At 51.2% G+C, this 23,285-nt stretch carries 16 protein-coding genes; 7 read left to right on the forward strand and 9 right to left on the reverse strand.

Annotation, left to right across the window (positions count from 1 at the left end; translation table 11 throughout):
- Nucleotides 1–31: 31 nt before the first annotated feature.
- Nucleotides 32–3,730 carry a WD40 repeat domain-containing protein gene (locus ACR6Z4_RS26710; RefSeq protein WP_479720388.1) on the reverse strand — a complete coding sequence of 1,233 codons (3,699 nt, stop codon included), beginning with the start codon at nt 3,728–3,730 and terminating at the stop codon, nt 32–34.
- 233 nt (nt 3,731–3,963) lie between these two features.
- On the opposite strand from ACR6Z4_RS26710, the gene ACR6Z4_RS26715 reads away from it, so the two are divergent.
- From ACR6Z4_RS26715 to ACR6Z4_RS26735, 5 genes are all read left to right on the forward strand, one after another.
- Complete coding sequence (locus tag ACR6Z4_RS26715) at nt 3,964–5,241, forward strand: ABC transporter substrate-binding protein (protein WP_479720389.1); 1,278 nt, start codon at nt 3,964–3,966, stop codon at nt 5,239–5,241.
- A gap of 17 nt (nt 5,242–5,258) precedes the next feature.
- The gene (locus tag ACR6Z4_RS26720) at nt 5,259–6,125 is read left to right on the forward strand and encodes a branched-chain amino acid ABC transporter permease (RefSeq protein WP_479720390.1); all 867 of its coding nucleotides are present in this window, start codon (nt 5,259–5,261) and stop codon (nt 6,123–6,125) included.
- On the forward strand, nt 6,059–7,906 hold the full coding sequence (locus tag ACR6Z4_RS26725; protein WP_479720391.1) for an ATP-binding cassette domain-containing protein: 1,848 nt from the start codon (nt 6,059–6,061) through the stop codon (nt 7,904–7,906). The genes ACR6Z4_RS26720 and ACR6Z4_RS26725 overlap by 67 nt, the downstream gene beginning before the upstream one ends.
- Nucleotides 7,899–8,600: an ABC transporter ATP-binding protein gene (locus ACR6Z4_RS26730; protein ID WP_479720392.1), complete on the forward strand. Its 702-nt coding sequence runs from the start codon at nt 7,899–7,901 to the stop codon at nt 8,598–8,600. The genes ACR6Z4_RS26725 and ACR6Z4_RS26730 overlap by 8 nt, the downstream gene beginning before the upstream one ends.
- Before the next feature lie 98 nt (nt 8,601–8,698).
- Nucleotides 8,699–10,150 (forward strand): amidase, encoded by a 1,452-nt coding sequence (locus tag ACR6Z4_RS26735; protein ID WP_479720393.1) that lies wholly within the window; start codon nt 8,699–8,701, stop codon nt 10,148–10,150.
- Nucleotides 10,151–10,162: 12 nt separating this feature from the next.
- Here the strand turns inward: ACR6Z4_RS26735 and ACR6Z4_RS26740 are convergent, their stop codons facing one another.
- The 4 genes from ACR6Z4_RS26740 to ACR6Z4_RS26755 form a co-directional block, all read right to left on the reverse strand.
- On the reverse strand, nt 10,163–10,651 hold the full coding sequence (locus ACR6Z4_RS26740) for a molybdenum cofactor biosynthesis protein MoaE (RefSeq protein WP_479720394.1): 489 nt from the start codon (nt 10,649–10,651) through the stop codon (nt 10,163–10,165).
- A gap of 56 nt (nt 10,652–10,707) precedes the next feature.
- Nucleotides 10,708–11,781 carry an aspartate carbamoyltransferase catalytic subunit gene (locus tag ACR6Z4_RS26745; RefSeq protein ID WP_479720395.1) on the reverse strand — a complete coding sequence of 358 codons (1,074 nt, stop codon included), beginning with the start codon at nt 11,779–11,781 and terminating at the stop codon, nt 10,708–10,710.
- Nucleotides 11,782–12,111: 330 nt separating this feature from the next.
- Nucleotides 12,112–12,876, reverse strand: a complete 765-nt coding sequence (locus ACR6Z4_RS26750) for an SDR family NAD(P)-dependent oxidoreductase (protein WP_479720396.1) — start codon at nt 12,874–12,876, stop codon at nt 12,112–12,114.
- Between the two features lie 146 nt (nt 12,877–13,022).
- On the reverse strand, nt 13,023–14,564 hold the full coding sequence (locus ACR6Z4_RS26755) for a tetratricopeptide repeat protein (RefSeq protein ID WP_479720397.1): 1,542 nt from the start codon (nt 14,562–14,564) through the stop codon (nt 13,023–13,025).
- Nucleotides 14,565–14,740: 176 nt separating this feature from the next.
- On the opposite strand from ACR6Z4_RS26755, the gene ACR6Z4_RS26760 reads away from it, so the two are divergent.
- A complete protein-coding gene (locus tag ACR6Z4_RS26760; RefSeq protein WP_479720398.1) occupies nt 14,741–15,523 on the forward strand; it encodes a CAP domain-containing protein in 783 nt (260 codons plus the stop codon).
- A gap of 99 nt (nt 15,524–15,622) precedes the next feature.
- On the opposite strand, the gene ACR6Z4_RS26765 is transcribed toward ACR6Z4_RS26760, so the two are convergent.
- Together ACR6Z4_RS26765 and ACR6Z4_RS26770 are read right to left on the reverse strand one after the other, a co-directional pair.
- The gene (locus tag ACR6Z4_RS26765) at nt 15,623–16,873 is read right to left on the reverse strand and encodes a glycoside hydrolase family 10-like protein (protein ID WP_479720399.1); all 1,251 of its coding nucleotides are present in this window, start codon (nt 16,871–16,873) and stop codon (nt 15,623–15,625) included.
- 140 nt (nt 16,874–17,013) lie between these two features.
- The gene (locus ACR6Z4_RS26770) at nt 17,014–17,412 is read right to left on the reverse strand and encodes a response regulator (RefSeq protein WP_479720400.1); all 399 of its coding nucleotides are present in this window, start codon (nt 17,410–17,412) and stop codon (nt 17,014–17,016) included.
- 387 nt (nt 17,413–17,799) lie between these two features.
- Between ACR6Z4_RS26770 and gyrA the strand changes: the two genes are divergently transcribed.
- Nucleotides 17,800–20,325: a DNA gyrase subunit A gene (gene gyrA, locus ACR6Z4_RS26775; RefSeq protein ID WP_479720401.1), complete on the forward strand. Its 2,526-nt coding sequence runs from the start codon at nt 17,800–17,802 to the stop codon at nt 20,323–20,325.
- 161 nt (nt 20,326–20,486) lie between these two features.
- Here gyrA and ACR6Z4_RS26780 read toward each other — a convergent pair whose 3' ends face one another.
- Complete coding sequence (locus ACR6Z4_RS26780; RefSeq protein WP_479720402.1) at nt 20,487–22,283, reverse strand: PTS fructose-like transporter subunit IIB; 1,797 nt, start codon at nt 22,281–22,283, stop codon at nt 20,487–20,489.
- Nucleotides 22,273–23,256, reverse strand: coding sequence for a 1-phosphofructokinase (pfkB, locus tag ACR6Z4_RS26785; RefSeq protein WP_479720403.1), 984 nt, complete (start codon nt 23,254–23,256; stop codon nt 22,273–22,275). The genes ACR6Z4_RS26780 and pfkB overlap by 11 nt, the downstream gene beginning before the upstream one ends.
- Between the last annotated feature and the right edge of the window lie 29 nt (nt 23,257–23,285).

Consider the following 23,285-nt stretch of genomic DNA (forward strand, 5'->3'; position numbering starts at 1 on the left):
TTACGGGCCAAACCTAACGCATCGTCTAGTTTTAATACTCAATTGCCCCTAGCGATCGCAATGTTGCTTTTTGGGTAGTTGTGACACCCATGATGTCTGTAATGTTCATGCCCGCATAGAGCCGTTCAACTTTTAAGGTAGTGCATCGTTCTCCACTCTCAATTTGCCAAAGCTTAATCGTTTCATCTTCACTGCCGCTGGCAAGTAGAGGTTGGGTTGGGCTGAATGCAACGCTCCAAACACCGCCTTTGTGGTCGTACAGTGTGTTTAGACAATTTCCTGTTTCAACATTCCAGAGTTTAATGGTGCGATCGTCACTGGCAGTAGCTAAGTATCTCCCGGTTGGATGAAAGGACAGCGATCGCACCCAATCCCCGTGTCCGTTCAGACGATGGTGTCGTGTGTTGCTGCAAAGACACCAGAGAGAAACGGTGTGGTCATCGCTACCACTGGCAAGAAGGGGTTGACTGGGGTGAAAGGCAATTGTCCAAATGCCTTCTGTATGCCCTTTGAGAACTGTTTTGCAGTCTCCGGTATGAGCATCCCAAAGACGAATGGTGTGGTCATCACTGCCACTGGCGATCGTGTTACCGTCAGGGCTAAACGCGACTGCCCGAACCCAGTTTGTATGTTCTTTTAGGGTTCTCAAACATTCACCTGTAAAGATGTTCCACAGTTTAACGGTTTGGTCTGTGCTGCCACTGACGATTGTTTTACCATCAGGGCTGAAGGTGAGCGATCGCACCCAGCTGGTGTGTCCCTGAAAGGTTCTAACACATTCCCCAGTTTGAATATTCCACAGACGAATGGTGTGATCATTGCTGCCACTGGCTAACCAATCGTGATAAACCGGATTAAAGGCAACCGACCAAATGCCGTTGCTGTGCCCTTTGAGGGTTTTGATACACCGTCCCGATGACACATCCCAAATTCGCACCAGTTGATCGTCACCCCCATTGGCGAGTAATTGACCGTTGGAACTAAAGGCGACCGATCGCACTAAATTTGAGTGGCCTCTTACCGTCCTTAAGCACAATCCGGTTTGCACATCCCACAGTTTTACAGTTTCATCGCTGCTACCACTGACTAAGATAGACCCATCGGGACTAAAGGCAATCGACCAGATATCCTTCATTTGCCCCTGCAATACTTGCAGACAGGAACCTTGCTCCATATCCCAAATGCGAATGGATTGGTCGTTGCTGCTACTGGCTAAACAGGTTCCATCAGGGCTAAATGAGACAGACTGCACCCAGTTTGAGTGTCCTTTAAGGGTGCGTAGACAAATTCCTGTTCTGATATCCCACACATTTACAAGCTGGTCATTACTGGCACTGGCAAGCAATTGGCCATTCGGGCTAAAGCTAATGGATTGAATACAGTCTGTGTGCCCATTAAATACTTGCAGGCATTGCCCAGTTGAAATATCCCAAATGCGAATGGTCTGGTCGTGGCTCCCACTGGCGAGTAAGCGACCATCAGGGCTAAAGGTAACCGATCGCACCCATCCGTAATGTCCGTGTAGTTCTGTTAAACAGTCTCCGGTGTGAGCATCCCACAAACGAACGAGATGATCGTTGCTCCCGCTGGCGACTGTTGTCCCATCTGGGCTGAAGGCAACTGACCAAATCCAAATACCGAGGTGTAGTGTTCGTAAACATTGCCCCGTAGAGGCATCCCAAAGGCGTACCGTTTCATCTTCACTGCCACTGGCTAACCAGCGACCATCCGGGCTGAACACAACGGAATGCACCCATCCCTGATGCCCCTGGCAGGTCAACAGTTTTTCACCATCGGTGGTGCGCCAAAGATTGATTTCTCCGCTAGAGGTTGCGGTGACAAATTGCTTTCCATCGGGGCTAAAACAAACACTGAGGGTTTTAGAGAGGGTTTCCGCCAACACAGATTTTGATAAATCGGCGTTAGCAAAGCTGGTGTGTTGCAGATTCACCCCTTCTAAATAGGCTTGCCAGACGGGGAGATGAGAAAAGTCATACCCCTGGAGGTCAATGTCTAAGTAATGCAACAGGTTGAGTAAATTTCCGGCTCCATACCCCACTGCAAATCCGGGTTGCGATCGCCAGTGTTCCAACAATTGCTTTGATAAATGGGCGATCGCATCTTTGCTTCTCCAGGTTGCTAATACTCGCTCGGCAAGGGGTTTGAGGATCAGGCGAGTTTGGGTTTCTCGAATGTAATCTTTGGACTGTGCCTTGATCAGAGCGTGGGTGTTGAGTAAAACAGGCTCACTGGAACGGTTGATATCAGCACTCAGTTGGGCAACAACGTGTTCAATTAAGCGATCGATTAAATATTCAGTAATGACGGGTTGCAGGGTGAACAGTGCCGTACTCTTTTCAAGCGGGGTTGGCTTTGCTTTCTCAATCAGAGATCGCCGCCCTAACGATCGAAGGGCTTCTAGGACCTGCCGCTGTGAAACGGGGGGACACACATCGCTGTGAATGGTTTCTAGAGAAATTGGTTCACAGGCGATCGCCAGCCAAAATAAGATCGCTTGCTCAAGTACCGAAAGGCGATCGAACTGTTGATCTAACAATTCGCCAACACCATCAAAAATAGAAATCCCTTGACTTAAAAAGGCAGCAATATCACCATCAAATACTTCTTGAATCGTGGTTGCGACAATTTTTAGGACGAGTGGGTTGCCACCATATTGTTGAACGAGTGCTGCACTTTCATGGGTCGAATAGGCCAGTTTTAGCTGAAATAATTGTTGCCCCTCTGCCACCTGTAATCCCTGTAAGGAAAGCGATCGCACAGGTAAGGTTTCCCCTTCTAACCAGGCAATTTCATTCGGCTTTTCTCGACTGGTCAACAGCAAACAACTTTGATGCAGCGTTTCACCGATACTTTTGAACAGATCTGCATAATTTTCATATCCCAACCGATACCGTCCAGAGCAATTGCCACCTTGCAAAATCGTCTCACCATTATCCAGAACTAACAAACAGCGATGGTTTCGCAAATAGCTGATGAGTTGAGTAATCTGTTCTTCAACCGTTGAAGGAATGCAAACGTCTTCTCGATTAGACAAGACTTGAATCAGATCAGTGAGCAGGAAATTTAGTAATGGGGCATTGCGAAGCGATCGCCAGATCACATATTCAAAGGGCTGAGAGTGCGCAGGGATAGTATTTGCAATCTTTTGGGTCAGACTGGCAGACAACGATGTTTTGCCGATGCCACCCACTCCAAAAACGCCTACTAAACGGCAGCGATCGCTCGTGATCCACTGTTCAAGCAGGTGCAGTTCTTGTTGGCGACCATAGAATGCATCCAGGGCGATCGCTTCTCCCCAATCGATTTGAGGAGACAACAGGGGACGAGGGAAATCGGGAGTGAAGCTGATGATTTCCTGGGAATAACAACTCTGTAACACTCCGACGGCTTCCCGTTGCCGTTCAGGTGCATTAACTGTGGGTACAGCGTGTCGTTTTAAGCGACGTTCAAACGCAGAGCGAGCATTCGTTTTGCTAACTTTTTCTTGTAAAACATCAGATAGCAATTTCCATAATTCGGGGCCGACGTGCTTTTTCAGGTAATTGGCGGAATAGCCGTAGGTTGCTGCAATTTGGTCATAGCTCTGGTGTTCCCACGACCAGGAGGCTCTTAAAATTTCTCGCTGCAAATCGCTGAGATGCTCACCTGTCTTTCCCAGCACTAACTCGTCTGCTAAATCCAGTGCAGCTTGAATGTCCATCCGTCCCATTACAGATCGCCTGTGGCTCACATTGTTATAGAAGCGTTATTGCTTCTACGTATACGGCGATACATTTACCCGGAACAAACCGGAATTTATCTGGAATTTCAAGATCTCCATGAGGGGAATTCACCTGTATCGACAACCAGGGAGCGATCGCTGATAATCCTTCCAACCTGTTTGACGGGAATTCGATAAACGGGCGATCGAACTGATGTTGTTTGGGATGGAGGCTTTTGGGGATGTCGTGGAAATTAGATCGACGTAAGTTTTTGCTCTATGGTTCAGCCGCGTTTGGCAGTTCGTTTTTGTTGAAAGGGTGCACCACTGCTTCTCAAACGGATGCAAGCGCCCCTGCTTCGCCCTCATCAGACAAACCCATCATCGTGGGAGCAATTTATGACCAGACGGGCCCCTTGAGTAGTTTGGGAGCGGGACAAATTGCCTGCCATCAAATGGCGATCGACGAGATTAATGCAGCGGGTGGGATATTGGGGCGCAAAGTTGAGTCGAAGCTGTACGATGCTCAATCCGATGTGCAGAAAGCGGCCCAACTGGCACAGCAGTTGATTTTGCAGGATAAGGTCGATGTGCTCATGGGCTGTCTCACCAGTGCGGCGCGTGAGGCTGTGCGACCCATCGTGGGTAAGTACAAAACGCTGTACTTTTACCCCACTCAATATGAGGGAGGCGTTTGTGACAAATATACCTTTTGCGGTGGTGTAACGCCTTCAGGACAGTTGGATAAACTGATGGACTTCGCAGCAAAAACCCTGAATGCAAAAACCGTCTATACCATTGGGGCAGATTACAACTACGGTCAGCTTTCAGCAGCGTGGACAAAGTTCTACGGCTCAAAATATGGCATGGAGGTGATCGCCGAAGAGTACTTCCCCCTTGATGTGTCAGACTTTAGCACGACCATTACCAAGATTCAGCAGGCCAAACCCGATGTGGTGATGTCAATTTTGGTGGGCGATACTCACGATGGCTTCTACGGACAGTGGACATCATCCGGCATGAAGGAAAAGATTCCGGTGATCTCACCGACGTTATCGATGGCCTATGAGAACGATGGCTCCGAACGGCTGGATAAAGCGGGTGTGTATGCCTCTCGTTCTTACTTCCAGGATGACCCCTCAGAGAGCATGAAGGGATTTGTCAAGAGCTTTGGCGATCGCTACGGCACTGACAAATATCTGTTTGAGTTGGGATTTGACTGTTACGTCGTGCCCATGATGTGGGCGCAAGCGGTTCAACAGGCAGGAACGACCGAACGCGAAGCCGTCACCAAAATTTTGGAAGACGGCATGGTGTACAACGGGCCTCAAGGGGCGGTGTCCTACGACAAAACCCACCACACCAACCACACGGTTTACGTTCTGCAAGCCAGCAAAAACCAACGGTTTGAGAAGGTAGCAGGTCCGTTCCCGGATATTCGTGCCACAGACGACCAAGGACGCTGTGATTTGATCGGCAAACCCGACACCTTCGAGCAATTTACCCCTCAATTTAGCTAATCTCTGGATATGACGTTGTGGATGCAGATCAACTGATTTTGCTGTCATTAAATGCCCTGACAGGAATTGCCCTCCTGGTTATCGTGTCGTTAGGCATTGCAGTGACAGTGGGCATGATGGGGGTGATCAACCTAGCGCATGGTGAGTTGGTCATGGTCGGTGCCTATACCGTGCTGGTGTTAACGCAACAAGGTCTGCCGCTCTTGCTGGCAATGCTAGCGGCTCCAGTGATGGCTGGATTAGTGGGCTGGGTGATTGAGCGACTGGTGATTCGCTGGTTGTATGGACGGGTGATTGATACCCTGCTGGCGACCGCTGGCATCAGCATGTTCCTGATTCAGGTGGCTCGCATTTTGTTTAGCTCTGATACGCGCAGCATTCCCATGCCGTTTGGCAGCATTTCAATTGGAGAAGGAACGATCGCCCTGTATCGGGTATTGATGATTGGGCTGGCCCTCCTCCTCAGCGTGTTCACCTACCTTGTCTTGACTCGCACCCGTTACGGGTTAGAGGCCAGGGCCGCCACCCTGAATCCGAGTATGGCGGCGGCGGTCGGCATTAACGCTGCCCGCACCAATATGTGGACATTTGTGTTTGGTTCTGCCCTGGCAGGCATCGCCGGAGCAATTCTGGCTCCCTTTACGACGGTTACACCATCGATGTCTGGGCTGTTTATGGCGCGGGCATTTATGACCTCGATTACAGGAGGGCCTGCCATCCTTCTAGGGACAGCGACCTCGGCAGCGGCGTTAGGCATTGTGGAAAGCGTGGTTGCCCTGATCACGACTCCCGTTTTGGGACAGGTGGCACTACTGGTTTGCTCAGTCGTGATATTACGGCTCTTTCCCAACGGAATTTCTGGATCCTGGAGGCGATCGCTATGATTCCCTTCAAACTGCCCCATTCCCGTCAACTGCTTCACGCGCTTCCCGGTTTGCTGCTCTTAGGGCTACTGCTGCTCTTACCGTTAGCAGTGGATCTGTTCACACTGGTGAACTCAACCTACTGGTTTATTTCGGGGTTGCTGGCCCTCAGCCTCACCTTTGTTTGGGGAGTCGGCGGTATCTTTAGCTTTGGGCAAACCGTCTTTTTTGGATTAGGGGGCTATGCCTACGGCGTTGTCAGCCAAAATCTGGATTTCCCCGGTTCAACGGTGATTGGGTTGGTGCTGGGAGTCGCGATCGCCACCCTCGCGGCTGCGATCCTGGGCTACTTTATGTTCTATGGACGGGTCAGCAGTTTATCCGTTGCGATTATTACGCTGGCAACGACCCTGATTTGCTACAACCTGTTTCTTACCACCTCTGGCGAACAATACAAAATCGGACAGGCAGCACTGGGTGGCTTTAACGGGATGCAGCGAGTTCCGACTGTGTTGGACTTAGATGTCGCTGGATTCTACTGGCTGGTCATTCTCGTTTCGGCTGGGGTTTTGCTGGGTTTGCAATGGGTGCGTCGCGGCCAGTTTGGTTGGGTGTTTAATGCCGTTCGCGTCAATGAAGAACGGACTGAGCTACTGGGCTACGATGTTCGCGCCATCAAGCTAATTGGTTTTTGCATTGGAGGGGCGATCGCAGGCTTGGCGGGAGTTTTACACACCTGCTGGGGTAACACGATTGGTCCCACCGTGTTTAGCATCAATCAATCAACGCTGGTAGCCATCTGGGTGATTGTCGGCGGACGCAGCAAACTCTGGGGTGCATTTCTGGGAGCCGCCCTGATCCAGGCGTTATCCAACTATTTGGGCACCGTTGCGCAGCAGGCAACGCCGCTCATTCTAGGCATCATTTTGGTGGTGATTGTGCTGGGTTTGCCCGAAGGATTCGCCCCTGCCCTCGAATCCCTCTGGAATCGCGTGATTCCCACTACCCCTCACTTCTCACTCCCCCACCCGTCTACTTCCTCACTCCCCACCTCCCCCACCTCCCCACTCTCCCCCTTCCCAGACCAACCCATTCTGGAACTGTACGGACTCAAACGGCAATTTGGTAACTTTTGGGCCGTGGATGGCATCGATCTGCAATTTAAGGGGGGTCAAGCCTACTGCATCATTGGTCCCAACGGAGCAGGCAAATCAACCGTGTTTAATTTGTTGACTGGACGGCTCACTCCCACCAGTGGACAGATTCGTTATGAGGGCAACAATATCACCGCTCTCATGCCTCATGAACGGGCGCAACGAGGCATCAGCATCAAACTACAAGTTCCCAATGTGTATCAGGAATTAACGGTCTACGAAAACCTCTGGCTGGCAGTGGCAGTTCACACCTCTGATATGAAACAACGGCAACTGCAAATGGCAGAGATCGTGGAGATTATCGGATTGCGCGATCGCCTCAACACCCCTGCATCCACCCTCTCCCATGGCGAAAAGCAGTGGCTCGAAATCGGGATGGCCGCCGTTACCCATCCCCGACTTTTGCTGCTCGACGAACCCACCGGAGGCATGAGCCGGGGAGAAACCTTGAAAACCGTTGCGTTAGTGCAACAGCTTTCGCAGCGATCGACCGTCATTGTGGTGGAACATGACATGGAATTTGTGCGGCAGTTAGGAGCGGATGTCACCGTGTTGGTTCAGGGGCAGGTGTTTACCCAGGGTAGTATGGACACGATTCAACAAGATGAGCGGGTGCGATCGGTCTATTTGGGAAAGGCTCATGCTTAAACTGACGCAGATTCACTCCGGTTATCGCATGGCTCCTGTGCTCAATGGAGTCTCCCTAACGGTTGGCGATGGAGAGATTTTGGCAGTTCTAGGACGCAACGGTTCTGGGAAAACAACGCTGCTGAAAACGATCGTCGGTTTATTACCCATCACATCAGGGCACGTGCATCTTAACGATCGCGACCTGACTCCCCTACCCCCCTATGAGCGGGTTAAACGCGGAATTGGTTATGTCCCTCAAGGGCGCGAAATTTTTGCTTCCCTATCTGTCCGAGAAAACATTGTGTCAGGGCAATACAAGCGCATCCAGTCCACCGAAAACAATATCGAATGGTTACTGGATTTGTTTCCCATGCTGGCAGCCAAACTGAACCAGCGAGGCGACAGTCTTTCTGGAGGACAGCAGCAACAGTTAGCGATCGCCAGAGCCTTAGTTGCGCGTCCCAAAGTTCTGCTGTTAGACGAACCGTCCGATGGCATTCAGCCCAATATTGTCTTAGAAATTGTCGAGAAGCTGAAAGAAATTAATCAGGTGATGGGCACGACCATTATCCTCGTTGAGCAAAACCTGGAAGTCGTGCAGGCGATCGCTCAGCACGTTCACATCATGGTCAAAGGCGAACTGGTCGATTATCTCAGTGTTCACCAATTGAGTTTTGATAACGACCTAATCCACCAACATCTAGGGGTCTAGATTCAACCCACACACCCCACACCCCACACCCCACACCCCACACCCCACACCCCACACCCTACTCCCCTTTAAAACCTGCGATCGCAGAGAGGTTTGTCATGTCTGCTGATGAAATTTGCCAGATAGATGCCGTTACCCTTGCAAAACTGATTCGTGCTAAACAACTGTCTGCCGTTGAAGTGGTGGATGCAGCACTCGATCGCATGGAAAAACTTGACCCCATGCTCAACGCCTTTTGCACTCCAACCCCTGATCTGGCACGGCAAGCAGCAAAGCAGATTGAAGCAGACATCATGGCAGGCAATCCGGTGGGTGAATTGGCAGGCGTTCCCGTGGCGATTAAAGATCTGGTTTGCACGAAAGGAATTCGTACCGTCTCCGGTTCTAAAGCCTATGAACACTTTATTCCCGATGAAGATGATGTTGTTGTGGAACGGCTCAAAGCAGCAGGCGCGATTATCTTAGGCAAAACCAACGTGCCTGAATTTGGCTATGTTGCCGTCACCGATAATTCAGTTTTTGGACCCACCCGCAATCCCTGGGATTTGGACAAAACGCCTGGCGGGTCTAGCGGTGGCTCAACGGTTGCTGTAGCCACTGGCATGTGTCCTTTTGCGATCGCCAGCGATGGGGGTGGTTCCATCCGCATTCCGGCCAGCTTTTGTGGGGTCTATGGCATCAAAGCGTCAATGGGTCGCGTTCCTGCCTATCCGGGTTGCCGGGACGAACGGTATCCAGGGGTTTCAAGCTGGGAGTCGATCGAGCATATTGGCCCCGTCAGCCGCACCGTTGCCGATAGTGCCCTGATGCTGTCAGTGATTGCTGGCCCCGATGACCGCGATCGCCACACCCTTCCCCCCGCCAACTTTGACTGGATGGAAACCTTGAAGGGAGAGATTAAAGGCTTGAAAATTGCCTACAGTCCAAATTGGGGATACGCTGCCGTTGATCCGCAAGTACGCCACATTGTCGAACAAGCCGTTCGGGTGTTTGAGCAAGATTTGGGCTGCATCGTTGAAGAAGCCCATCCGGGCTGGGAAGATCCGGCGGATGCGTTCGCCGCCATTATTGCAATGGAAAGTGACCTGGTGGGAATGCGTGCAATGGCAGGCCAATTGGGCAATCAGATGACTCCTTATCTACGCGATTTCCTTTCCAAACCCTGGACAGCCGAAGACTTTACTAATGCCAATATGATTCGTAAAGCGGTTTGCAACAAAATGTGGAAATTTATGCGGCAATACGATCTGTTGCTGACGCCTACCCTCAGCGTTCCCCCCTTTCCAGTTGGAATTCCGGTTGGTCCCGATCGCATTGATGAAAAACGGGTACGGCGTACCGATTGGCTCTGCTTCACCTTTCCCATGAACTTGACGGGACAGCCCGCCGCCAGCATTCCCGCCGGATGGACCAATGACGGATTACCTGTTGGACTGCAAATTACAGGGCGTCACTTAGATGATCCACTCGTCCTGAAAGCATCTGCTGCCTTTGAAGCTGCTGCACCCTGGGGCGATCGCATACCTCCCGTCCTCAAGATTGTTCATTAGCAATCAACGGTTTTAACATCCCTCTCCTGTTTGTTCACAGGCACCAATGCTGACCCAACTACTCGAACCATCTGCCCAGTGTTCTTTTTTCCAAATTGGGGCATTGTGCTTGAGCGTATCGATCGCATATTGACAGGCAGCAAATGCTTCTGTGCGATGGGGACAGCCGACAGCAACCAAAACGCTGATCTCTCCAACTTTGAGTCGTCCGATGCGATGGTGAATCACCACATGGGTGGCATCCGACCAGGTTTGATGAATGTCTGCGGCAATTTGTTTGAATATGGCGATCGCCATCGGTTCATAAGCCTGGTATTCCAGTGCTACAACGGCTTGACCATCGGTGCTATTGCGCACCATACCACTCATGACCACGATTGCACCATTGGCAGCATTATCTGCCAGGGCATAGACTTCATCCAGCGATAAGGGTGCAAAGGTGATACTGAAATGGTCTGCGGTTGAGGTTGGGCTAGAAAAGGAAGAGGCGATCGCGGTCATTACAGCTTTTGTAAACGCTACCTTTATTGTGCCGGATGTGTTTCCATTTGCGTGGCTTAAAATTTTCCACTGCCCATGAGATAGAGCAATGCCATCCGCACCGCCACCCCGCTGGTAACTTGTTGAGAAATCAGGCTGAATTTAGGATCATCCATCAGTTCAGAACTGATTTCGACGCCGCGATTGACCGGCCCCGGATGCAAGACTCGTACGTCCGGTTTACACAGTTTGAGGCGATCGCTGGTGATACCAAAATAACGATGATATTCACGCAAGCTAGGAAGCAAATGCTGCGTCATCCGTTCCTTTTGCAATCGCAGTGTCATGACAAAGTCGGCATCTTGCAGCGCTGGTTCCAATTGCCAATGCAGGAAGAGGTTCCTGGACGGATGGCAGATCGGGTCTGGCTCCGCCGCTTGACCATGTGCCATGATCCGGTTGCTCTGATCCGTGATTCGGGTTTCGTTTCCTCTGGGGCTAACAAAGTCTGCAAATAATTTCGGCAATAACGTGGGGGGTCCCGCTAGATGCACGCTGGCACCACTGGCAGTCAGGCTCCAAATATTCGAGCGAGCCACCCGTGAATGTAAGATATCCCCCACAATCACAATCTTTTTATCTTTGAGCAATTCCAAGCGGGGATAGTCGGGATCGATTAAGGAACAAATGGTAAACAGGTCGAGCAAGGCTTGGGAAGGATGCTCATGCAAACCATCGCCTGCATTCAAGACCCCGACTCTGGTTTCCAGTCGATCCATCTCATTGGCGATCGCCTGGGGCACCCCTGCTTCGCGATGGCGGATCACCATCATGTCGGTGCCCATTGCCAGGTAGGTTTTTGCCGTATCTAAAATCGTCTCTCCCTTCGTCATCGAAGAGGTACCCGGCGCAAAGTTTAAAGTATCTGCTGAAAGCCGCTTTGCGGCGAGTTCAAAACTACTGCGGGTGCGAGTAGAGGGTTCAAAAAACAGGTTGGCAATCACCTGGCCTTGCAGGGCTGGCACTTTTTTGGTTCGTCGGGATAAAACTTCTCCAAAACTGGCAGCAGTTTGCAAAACGGTGTCATATTCTTCAGGAGTGAAGTCAGTCAACGAAATAACGTGGCGACGATTCCAGGGCGTAACAGCCATAAAAGTAATGCAGGATATAATTGGAAGAGCAATTTTGTGCTCAGGTCAGGTAGTCTAGAACTTCTAGGATACTGAACTCGGTCGCCAAGAGTCATCGTCTGACCTGCTGAAATCAAAACATCAGCGTTGTGTCATTGAAACTCAGCCACACTCATTCGGTCGGCAGTGCCGGTCGGAATCGGTACATATCCTTACTATTTCCTACTGACGCATAACCCTGGCATCCGACTAATTTGAATGATTGATCGGTGGTTTTGTTGCGATCGCGGTATTGGCTCGCCTTTCTGACGCGACCAATCAACTATGAAGCGACAACGCCCCCGGATGTGATTAGAGAATCGTTTTTGCCCCATCCACGACAATGGCTGAGCCCTGCATCAACGCAGGTGCATCACTGGCTAAAAACAGGGCAACCTGGGCGATTTCATCTGCTTTCCCCAGCCGTCCGATCGGCATCGTCGCAATTCCCAATTCTCTGGCTTGGACTGGATCGGGATCTACATCAAATTCCATTTGCAACATGGGTGTATCGATCGGGCCCGGACACAGGGCATTGATGCGAATGTTGGATTGGGCATATTCCAGTGCCAGCGATCGCGTAAATGAGAGCACGGCTCCTTTGCTGGCGCAGTAAGCGCTATACAACGGTTGTGCCACGATCGCCAATTCGGATGCGGTATTGATGATCGTGCCACTGCCTTGTTGCAGCATGATAGGAATCACCTGTTGACACAGGTAAAATACCGACAAAAAGTTAACCGCCAGAATCTGTTCGATCGTTGCCGCATCCGTTGATGTAAACGGAGTCACGACTGAAATACCTGCGTTGTTATAAAGAATATCGATCCGTCCGCAGGTCTGATAACACTGCGTTACCAGGGCAATACAGCCTGCCTCGGTCGAAAGATCGGCGTGACCAAAATAGAACGCATATCCTGCGGCTTGCAGGTCTGCGGCTAATGCTTCACCCGCTGCTTGATTGCGATCGCCCCCAAACACAATGGCACCCTGTTGACAAAACAATTGAGCGGCTGCCCTACCAATGCCAGAACCCACCCCTGTAATTAGTGCTACTTTTCCATCCAGTCGGCTCATGTTGTTCCTTGTTTACAGCGCTTCGCGCTTGAATATGGTTAGATTTTTTGTTGTGTGCCGCGCTCCGCGCGGCACACAACAAAAAATCTGTGGCTTAAGCAATTGAACATGGCTGTATGTCCCATTTATAGCAATTGAGTGGATGGTTAGAATAGTGGAGGTGTGGGGGCTGTGCCCCCAGCCAGGGGTGGAACCCCTGCACCCCGTTCAACCCGCCTCTCGGCTGCTATATTATGCTTGAGCGATCGCACTAGCGTTTGCATCACTGCTGCCCAATCGCGGGGTTGGGGTTGACGAAACAGGCGCATGGTCGGATACCAGGGACTATCGCTGCGGTGTTGCAGCCAACGCCAATCGGCAAGAAAAGGGAGCAACACCCAGACAGGTTTGTGCAGTGCCCCCGCCAGGTGGGCAGTCACCGTATCGACCGTGATGACCAAATCCAGTTGGGCGATCGCCGCTGCGGTATCTGCCAGGTCTTGAAATTGCGTTCCTAAATCAGGAATATGGCGAGCCTGTAAGAGGTGGCGATCGCTTTCAGGGATTGCCTTTTGCAGACTATAAAACTGGAGATTGGGACAGTCTAAAATCGACTGGAATAGGGAAAATGGACAGGAGCGATCGCGCCCCGATTGGTTTTGTAGATTGGCGATCCAGACGATGCCAACCTTGGGAAGTTTCACCGGGTCTGTGTCACTCTGACGCGGCAATGGTATGCCGGGGGGAGCGTGTAAATAGGGAAATTGGGCTGGGATGGTGCTGGGCGTCGTCGCAAAGATGCGGGGTAAACTCATCAACGGGATGTGCAGATCGAATGGGGGCAACGCTTCACCTTTCACCACGATCTGACTTAAGCCTTCCAGTCCGCTCAATAAACGCTCCAAGCCCGGTTGGTTGAGTTCCAGTACAATGCGATCGCCCCGTTCCCGCACAAGGGGTAAGTAACGAATGAACTGAATCGTATCGCCCAATCCTTGTTCGGCATGAAGTAAGAGTGTTTTTCCATGAAATGCCGAGCCGTCCCAAAGGGGTTGAGGCAGGTTGCGAGGGGGGCAACTCGGATGACGCCAGCGCCATTCATAGTCTCGAAAGCCAGATTGAAAATCGCCCAGACGCAACCAGACATCGGCACGTCCACATCGGGCAGACACATGGTTGGGGTTGAATGCGATCGCCCGATTGTATGCTGTCAATGCCTCGGGCAACCGTCCTGCCTGACGTAAAGCACTGCCCCAATTGTTGTATGCATCCGCAGAATTGGGCTTGAGTGCCAGTGTCCGTTGATAGCATTTAATCGCTGCTGCAATCTGGTCTTGTGCTTGATACGACGTTCCTAAATTTTGCCACGCCTCCGCATAGTCAGGGTTCAGCGCCAGGGCTTGATGATAATGGGCGATCGCCTCTGTCCCTTGTCCGACCGCATCTAACACCACTGCCAGATGGTTATGCACCTCTGCCGGATGGGGGTGCTCTGCCAGAGCATTTTGAAAATGGGCGATCGCGGTATCAAATTGCTGCTGCCGATAGGCAATCGCACCGAGTAAATGCAGGGCTAACGCGTGATGCGGCTGTTTTTGCAGAATTATGTGGCAAATTGAAGCGGCATCGGTCAATTGACCCGCTTGATAGTGGGCGATCGCCAGTTGCCATTGACCTGAATCCCTTGGTGTTAAAGGGTGACTCCGCATATTTAGTGATGGCACATCAACAACTCGGGAAATCTTCTTAAGCGGATTTGCTATGCGAGAAAACCCCGCACGTTTTGTTTAGCCCAAAAATTAACTCCCGTAAATTTTTGGATGTTCCTGCGTCTTCACACTTGCTTAATAGAGGAGGAAATCCAACGACTTGCAAGGAGCAACACATGCCAGATCTAGCCGGAAATATGATGAAACGGGCAAAGGCGATCGCAGTGAGTGCCAAGGCAAGCACGTATCGAGACCGAATTGGCGGGACTGATATCAAAGACTTTTTTAGGTTTAATCTTAAAAGCCAAAGTAGTCTGACTGCCAAAATAGGTGCATTAAGAGCCAATGCCAATTTAGAACTGGTTCAAGACCGCAACCAAAATGGACGGGTCGATCCGGGCGAGTTGATTGCTAATTCTACTGCACCTGGACGGCGATCTGACTCCATCGAGATTGTGGGGCTAGAGCGAGGCACCTATTTTTTGCGGGTTACTCCCCAACCGGGAAATAAAACAACCTATAGCCTCACCCTATCGGCAAAAGCCACGACATCCAGGAGTTTTGCCTACCAGGTGGTGCAACTCACCAATAACTATCGTCAGCAACATGGGCTACTACCATTGGCAGTAAATACGCAACTATCTCAGGCTGCACAAACCTATAGCCATGCGATGGCAACCCAAGACTTTTTTGATCATGTCGGGTTAGATGGCTCCATGCCCTGGGATCGGATGGAAGCGGCTGGTTATCAATATACTCGGGCGGCAGAAAATATTGCTGCTGGTCAAATCACACCGGCTGAAGTGGTGCAAGCCTGGATCGATAGTCCAGGACACCGTGCCAATCTTCTGACTCCTGAGTTAGAGAATATTGGGGTGGGCTACGTTAATCTGGCAAATGATACCGGAAACATCACATGCAACCGTTACTGGACGCAGCTATTTGGCACACCCGCTTAAATCCAAGCCACTTTTGATGAGAAAAAGGGTGTGTGCGGCGTCGCCGCACACACCCTTTTTCTCCGGAAAGATCTATCCGCAACGTCAATTGCTGTACTTTTACTCTGGACGACGGGCAGGGGCAGGGAATAGCTGTTCAAAGGCAGCATCGCGATCGCCCAAGGTTCCGTAGAAAAAGAAAGAAACGCCATGAAATTGGCGATCGCGACTGGTCAGGACTTGTTGGGCAATTTGCTCGATGCCGACGGGCAACACCCGCAATCCCGTCAAAATCCCCACACTGACTGGAGTTTGCTCACGGGCGATCGCCAACTCTGGACGATCCAATTCCCAGATGAAGCGATTAATATCACTGCGATAGACCTGCACAATTAACTCATCAAGAAACCCCAGACGCTCCCAGGTGAGCCAATCCTGGAGATACATTTGATAGGAAAATAACCGGGGATTGGGAGACAGGGAGATCAGACAGTCTGGCTTGACATTCTTGGCAGCAAAAAACAGCTTGACCAGCAAGCGAGTCAGTTGCACCGATCGCCAGTTGACCCATTCGGCATCTTGCGGGTCGTCAGGGGGTAACCGCCCATCGTGCTCTTGTTGATAAAGCTGCACCGTATACTCGTCGTAGCCCAGCTCAAACGGCATACCAAAGTGATCGTCAAATTGGATGCCGTCAATGTCGTAGTTCGTTACGACTTCGCCAATCAGATCCACAAAAAATTGCTGCACCTCGGGATGAGCAGGGTTAAGCCAGACCCTGGGAAACTCGCCTTCCATTACTCCCTGGTCGCCATTGCGTCGATGGGTCAGCCAGTCGGGATGCCGCCGTACCAGGTCGGAATCGGCAGGAGCCATTAACCCAAACTCAAACCAGGGAATAACGGCTAAACCCTGACTGTGCCCTAGTTCTATAGCCTCTGCCAGCATATCGCGCCCTTGCAAACCCGGATGGGGATCAATGGCTCGACCGACGACCCGTTCGGCAACTGCACTGGGATACAGGGTGTAACCGCCATGCCAAACGGTCGGATAAATGGTGTTAAAGTGAAGTCGGTTCAGGCGTTGGGTTGCCTGCTCAAGGTTTTCGCGGGAAAACAACACGTCGCTGTCAATATTGGTCAGCCAAACGCCACGAAGTTCAGTCGTGGGGCTGGCTGGAACAGCATTTAAAGAATCGGGGGAAAGAGATTGTGCGATCGCAGTTGTGGTGAGATGCCCCAGCAGGGCGACCACCAGCCCCAGACCTACCCCAATTAACCCAAACCATCGCTTTAACCGCACAGGCGTTTGTCCTTGATCTACTGATGTCTGCTGCTCAGAAGGAGTCTTCAGAACGAGTCTAGAGACCACACATTCCGACATCAATCATAAAGGGTTGAGGTTTCAGGTTGCAGAACGGGGGGTGAGATTTTCAGGAATTGGGTTGACCCAAGATCCTGTGACTAGTGCATCCAATCGTTTAAAAACTTGCCAATATAGTACATATGCACTTATCCTTTTGGCAGCAATGCCATAATTTGATCAACAAACTTCTGATGATCTACGACAGGCTTCGAAATATAATCGTCTGCGCCACTTTGTTTCAAGAAGTTTTCGCGATCGCCTTGCATCGCGTGAGCCGTTACCAAAATAATGGGCAAATCGGCAGTTTTTGGATCAGACTTCAGCATCTGGGTAATCTTGATGCCGTCAACAGGCTTACCCTGATACACGCTATGCGCCAGCGAGACATCCATCAAAATGATGTCGGCTTCGCCCGCTTGAGCAATCTGCATCACCTCGTCCACATTTTCGGTGTGCTTAACATCCAGGCCCCCCCGCTTTGTCAAGATCTTAGAGAATACACGGGCATTGATTAAATCATCCTCCACAATCAAAACAGTTCTCATATCGCTTTCCTTGCATTGTTAATCTCAGGATGAAGCATTTTGCGGCAGTGCGGTTTAGTACTACTGTGAAGTTATTGTGAAATGTAACTCAATGTAACTTAAAGTTATCACTCCTAATCGTGTTTATTTGCATTACCAATCTCCGATAGAGTATCTACTTCAGAGTATATGGCGATCGCTATCCAGCTAAAGATAGAGGGTATGGGGGCTACGTCTCCCAGATAAGGGTTTATCCCTTTACCCGAGCAACATTAAAGATTGAGTCTACTCGTAGTTGTACGCACTCAATTTTGCAATATTCGGAGGTGAGGCTGCACCTCCACAAAGGAATGAATTTCCTCCAGCGTCTTTAAAATTTTTGATTTGGTCTACTAGGGAACAGATTTCATGGCTAAGCAGTTAAACCTATCATCGGGACAAGTTATTGCGACTGCTCTGCATACCGAGGTACAGCGATCGTACCTGGAATATGCCATGAGTGTCATTGTAGGGCGCGCCTTGCCCGATGTTAGGGATGGGTTGAAACCCGTCCATCGACGCATTCTCTACGCCATGCATGAGCTAGGTTTAACCCCCGATCGCCCCTTCCGTAAATGTGCCCGTGTCGTTGGGGATGTGTTGGGTAAATATCACCCCCACGGGGATCAAGCCGTTTACGATGCCCTGGTACGGATGGTGCAAGATTTCTCCAGTCGCTATCCAGTCCTGGCAGGGCACGGCAATTTTGGTTCGGTCGATGATGACCCACCCGCTGCCATGCGGTATACCGAGACTCGCCTTGCGGCGATTGGCAACGAAGCCTTGCTTGATGAAATTGGCGAAGCCACGGTTGACTTTATTGGCAATTTTGACAACTCCCAGCAAGAGCCAATCGTTTTACCTGCCCAATTGCCTTTTCTGCTGTTAAACGGCTCCTCCGGAATTGCCGTCGGAATGGCAACGAATATTCCACCCCACAACCTGAGTGAAGTGGTAGATGGATTGATCGCGTTGATTGATAATCCCAATCTGCCCGATGAGCAACTGCTCACCCTGATTCCGGGGCCTGACTTTCCTACGGGAGGGGAAATCATTGATACGCAGGGTGTGCGAGAGGCGTACTTAACCGGACGGGGCAGCATTCCGGTACGAGGCATTGCCCAATTTGAAGAGATTCAATCAGGGCGGGGTCGCCATCGGCGCACAGCAATTGTGGTAACAGAGTTACCCTATCAGGTGAATAAAGCCGCCTGGATTGAAAAGATTGCCGATTTGGTCAACCAGGTCCGTATTGAAGGCATTCAAGATATTCGCGATGAAAGCGATCGCGATGGCATGCGCGTGGTGATCGAACTCAAACGCGAGGTCAACCCCCAACGGGTGCTCAACCAGCTGTATAAAATGACCACGCTGCAAACCAACTTTGGTGCGATTATGCTGGCGTTGGCAGAAGGGCAACCCCGGCAAATGTCGTTGCGAGAGATGTTGCAGCATTTTCTCCAATTCCGCGAAGAAACGCTGACTCGTCAATATCGCTATGAGTTGGAACGGGCAGAGAATCGGATTCATATCCTGGAAGGGTTGCTGGGGGCGTTAGAAAATCTGGATGCGGTGATCGATATCCTGCGCCATGCACCCGATGGCAGCACGGCTAAAGCTACGTTCCAGGAACAGTTTGGCTTTAGCGATCGCCAGTCAGATGCAATTTTGGCAATGCCTCTGCGCCGCCTGACGGGCTTAGAACAGCAAAATCTGCAAACTGAATTTGAAGAACTCGATCAACGGCGGCAAGAGTTAGAGCTGTTGTTGACCAATCGCCGCGAATTTCTCAAAGTTTTGAAAAAAGATTTGCGGGCACTCAAGCGCAAGTTTAATGATCCGCGTCGCACCCGAATTCAGACCGATGAACAGCGTCAGCAAGAATCGACTGCCCTGGCAGAAGCGATCGCACAGGAAACGGCGACCGAAGAAGAAGTAATTTTAGAATTTACCCAACGGGGCTATGTACGCCGTTCGACGCCCAAAGCATTTCAGCGACAGCAAGCCCGACAGGAAGCATCCGCCCAACCGACCCTGGAAGAAAGCGAGGATGTGGTTTTGCAAATTGAGTCTGCCTCGACCCAGCAAGATCTGCTGATTCTGACGCGCAGTGGCAAGGCTTATACCATCCCGATTGACAATATTACCCAAACGAATCGCACCTCTAAGGGCACGCCACTGGTGACCCTCTTACCGCAGACAGCGCAGGGCGATCCAGAAATTATCGCGGCTCAGTTTCCACTGCCCACTGAGATCGGCGGGTTGGATCTGATCTTGCTAACCAAACAGGGACGGATCAAACGCTTGCCGCTCACTGAATTTGCCAACCTGACGGGCAGGGGACTGACGGCGCTAAAACTGAAAGATGATGACGAACTCGCCCATGCGGTGATTGCCAGACCCGGCGAACAGATCATTGTGGCGTCATCGGGCGGACGGATGCTGCGGTTTGCCGTAGATGATGAGCAATTGCCCATCACCAGTCGCACCACCCAGGGTCAACCTGCCCAACGCACAAGTAAGCAAGAACATTTGGTAGGGTGTGTGGCGTTGAGCGAGGCGGAGCATTTCCTGGTGGTGTCTACGCAGGGCTATGCCAAACAAATTCCCGTGACCACGCTGCGTCTGGCAAATCGGGGTGATTTGGGGCTACAAGCGATGCAATTTGCCAACAAAACCGATTCTCTGGCTGGCATTATCCCTGCGATTCCAGGCACGGATATCACGGTGCTGACCAGTAGCGATCGCACGGCTCGCGTTGCCATTGATGATCTAAAAGTGTGGGGTAAAGATGGTACTGGCGATCGCATCCTCAAACCCAATAGAGGCGAAAAAATTACCACACTGGCGATCGCATCTTTGATCGAGATTACGGTCGAAGAAGAGGAAACGTAAACTTAAAAGATGGGGTTCCGGGGGCACAGCTCCCGGAACCCCATCCCAGCTAACAGCTATTAGCTAATAGCTATTAGCCAACAGCTAACAGCTAATAGCTAATGGCCAACAGCCAACAGCTAACAGCTAACAGCTAACAGCTAACAGCTAACAGCTAATAGCTAATGCACCGAAGACAATGTCTCTGGGGTCGGTTCTACTTTAGGTTTGGGTTGCCAGCGTTTTAGCTGAACCGCAATTAATGCCGTAACCAACGTGCCAACGGCGATCGCCACGACATACAAGCCACCCTGAGTCACCGCATTGGGAATTGCCAACACAAAGATGCCACCGTGGGGCGCACGTAATGTACAGCCAAAAAACATCGACAAGGCTCCGGTGACGGCAGAGCCAACAATGCAAGATGGTATGACACGCAGAGGATCTTTCGCCGCAAAGGGAATCGCACCTTCGGTAATGAACGAAATCCCTAAAACTGTGGCAACTTTACCCGCTTCTCTTTCTTCTTGGGTAAACAGTCGCTTGCCAATCAACGTTGCCAGCGCTAAACCCAACGGGGGTGTCATCCCCGCTGCCATGACGGCTGCCATAGGTGCAAACACATTACTGGCCAATAGCCCAACGGCAAAGGTATAGGCAGCTTTGTTGACGGGACCGCCCATATCCACTGCCATCATGCCACCCAGGAGTAACCCCAAAATGACAGCATTGGCTTGTCCCATATTCATCAAAAATTCTGTCAAACCATCCAAAATTGCTTTGACAGGTGCGCCAAAGACATAGACCAGCAATAACCCAACTGCCAACGTCGATAGTAGAGGAATCACTAATACAGGTTTTAAGCCCTCCAGGTTGGGCGGCAGGTTGACTTTCTCACGCACCCATAACGCAATGTATCCGGCTAAAAATCCGGCAAGAATCCCACCTAAAAAGCCCATGCCCAGGTTTGAGGCTAACATCCCGCCAATCAGACCGGGCGCTAAACCTGGGCGATCGGCAATGGAAAACGCAATGAAGCCCGATAAGACTGGAACAATCAGAGCAAAGGCAGCGGTGCCACCAATTTGCATCAACGCACCGCCAAAGGTTCCGGCAGGTGGATTTAAGCCAAACACAAACGAGAGGGCAATGATCAATCCCCCTGCGACAATCACAGGCAGCATATAAGAAACACCCGTGAGCAAATGCTTGTAGGGACCGGAACGCTTGGCAGATTGCTCGGCTTTGGCGTGCCGTACGGATTGCAAATAATCTTCTTCGCCAACCGCACCTGCGGCAACGGGTTCGGGTAAATCTAACGCTGCTTGAATCACTCCTGTCCCGCTTTTAAGCGCTTGCTTTGTAGAGGTTTGGTAGAGCCGCTTGCCGCCAAAACGAGAAATATCCACATGGGTATCTGCTGCAATCACCACCGCATCGGCGCGAGCAATGTCTTCAGCCGTCAGTTGATTTTTTGCCCCGACCGACCCCTGAGTTTCGACTTTGATCTCATGACCCAATTCCAAAGCCCCTTTGCGTAAGGCTTCAGCTGCCATGAAGGTGTGAGCAATGCCCGTAGGACATGAGGTGATGCCAACCAAATATTTAGGCGTATCAACGGCTGCTGGCACAGGTGCCGCAACAGGTTGGGGAATGGCGACGACGTGATCGGCTTCTTCAATCGCTGCCTCGATCACAGCTTGCGTCTCACGAATTGCCTTGCTGGTCGAAACGGCATAGACGGGTTTATCGGCGAAGCGATCGAGGGCAACATAAATATCGGCAGCAACAATCACCAGATCGGCAGCGGCAATATCTGATTGTGAAAGTGCTTGTTTGATCCCATCAGATCCTTGAGTTTCAACCTGAATCTCATGTCCCATCACCTGAGCAGTTTTTTTCAAGGCTTCCGCCGCCATAATGGTGTGGGCAATCCCGGTGGGACAGGCGGTCACCGCCACTATTTTTTTAGATGTCATCGGTGTTTCCCTTCAATGCAATTTTATACGATGTGGATACCGCCTCGACGCTGACCTGGGCGGCAAAGGCTTCAACAGTTTCGCGGGGGGGCAGACGAGGACCCAACTGGCTGAGAGCACCGATGGAAAAGGCCGTTGCCAGTCGGGCACAGTCGGCTAATGCCAGCCCCCGCAGGGTGCCTGTGACAAAGCCGGAGACCATGGCATCGCCAGCCCCAACGGTGCTGACGACTTCGACTTGCGGGGGACGTGCCCAGATGGCAGCGTCTGCGGTCACAAACATGGCTCCCTTTGACCCCATCGATACGACGACGCAGGTGATCCCTTGGGCAACCAGTTCACGAGCAGCCTGGATAATGTCGCTGGGAGTGGTCAGTGATCGCCCTAACAATTCTTCGAGTTCAGCAAGATTGGGTTTGATGGCATAGGGGCTGGCAGCAAGAGCATGACGCAAGCTGTCGCCACTGGCATCTAACACCACCGTTTTACCCTGGGCTTTTAGCCGGTGGGTTAAGTCTCGATAGATATCGGCAGGAACATTGGCAGGCAGGCTACCCGACAGAATCAACCAATCATGGGCGATCGCCAATTCATCGACGACTCGGTATAACGCAGACAGATCCTCCGCTGTTGGCGGTTGACCGGGAAAATTGATATCCGTCACCTGATTTTGCACCTCGTCAATAATTTTGACATTGGTGCGCGTCCGTCCCGCAATTAATACGAATCGGTTCGTGATCTGCTTGCGATCGAAAAACGTTTGAAAGATCTCCGAATTGTCTTTTCCTAAAAATCCCGATACGGTGACCTTAAACCCAAAATCCGTCAAAAAAGACGCCACATTCACACCCTTGCCGCCCGGATCAGACTGCTCCCACGCCACCCGATTTACCTCACCTGCGCGAAAGTTAGGAATGGCAGCAGTTTGGTCAACCGCAGGATTGAGCGTAATCGTAGCAATGTTAGGCACCATGGTTAAGCAATAAAGGTAGAGCTGCAACT

The organism is Calyptranema fuscum S582, from assembly GCF_055793305.1.

Excerpts from the sequence above, each read along its gene's own strand:
- ACR6Z4_RS26710 (WP_479720388.1), bottom strand. The coding sequence starts at position 3,730 with ATGGGACGGATGGACATTCAAGCTGCACTGGATTTAGCAGACGAGTTA.
- ACR6Z4_RS26715 (WP_479720389.1), top strand. The coding sequence starts at position 3,964 with ATGTCGTGGAAATTAGATCGACGTAAGTTTTTGCTCTATGGTTCAGCC.
- ACR6Z4_RS26730 (WP_479720392.1), top strand. The coding sequence starts at position 7,899 with ATGCTTAAACTGACGCAGATTCACTCCGGTTATCGCATGGCTCCTGTG.
- ACR6Z4_RS26735 (WP_479720393.1), top strand. The coding sequence starts at position 8,699 with ATGTCTGCTGATGAAATTTGCCAGATAGATGCCGTTACCCTTGCAAAA.
- ACR6Z4_RS26740 (WP_479720394.1), bottom strand. The coding sequence starts at position 10,651 with ATGACCGCGATCGCCTCTTCCTTTTCTAGCCCAACCTCAACCGCAGAC.
- ACR6Z4_RS26745 (WP_479720395.1), bottom strand. The coding sequence starts at position 11,781 with ATGGCTGTTACGCCCTGGAATCGTCGCCACGTTATTTCGTTGACTGAC.
- ACR6Z4_RS26750 (WP_479720396.1), bottom strand. The coding sequence starts at position 12,876 with ATGAGCCGACTGGATGGAAAAGTAGCACTAATTACAGGGGTGGGTTCT.
- ACR6Z4_RS26755 (WP_479720397.1), bottom strand. The coding sequence starts at position 14,564 with ATGCGGAGTCACCCTTTAACACCAAGGGATTCAGGTCAATGGCAACTG.
- ACR6Z4_RS26760 (WP_479720398.1), top strand. The coding sequence starts at position 14,741 with ATGCCAGATCTAGCCGGAAATATGATGAAACGGGCAAAGGCGATCGCA.
- ACR6Z4_RS26770 (WP_479720400.1), bottom strand. The coding sequence starts at position 17,412 with ATGAGAACTGTTTTGATTGTGGAGGATGATTTAATCAATGCCCGTGTA.
- gyrA (WP_479720401.1), top strand. The coding sequence starts at position 17,800 with ATGGCTAAGCAGTTAAACCTATCATCGGGACAAGTTATTGCGACTGCT.
- ACR6Z4_RS26780 (WP_479720402.1), bottom strand. The coding sequence starts at position 22,283 with ATGACATCTAAAAAAATAGTGGCGGTGACCGCCTGTCCCACCGGGATT.
- pfkB (WP_479720403.1), bottom strand. The coding sequence starts at position 23,256 with ATGGTGCCTAACATTGCTACGATTACGCTCAATCCTGCGGTTGACCAA.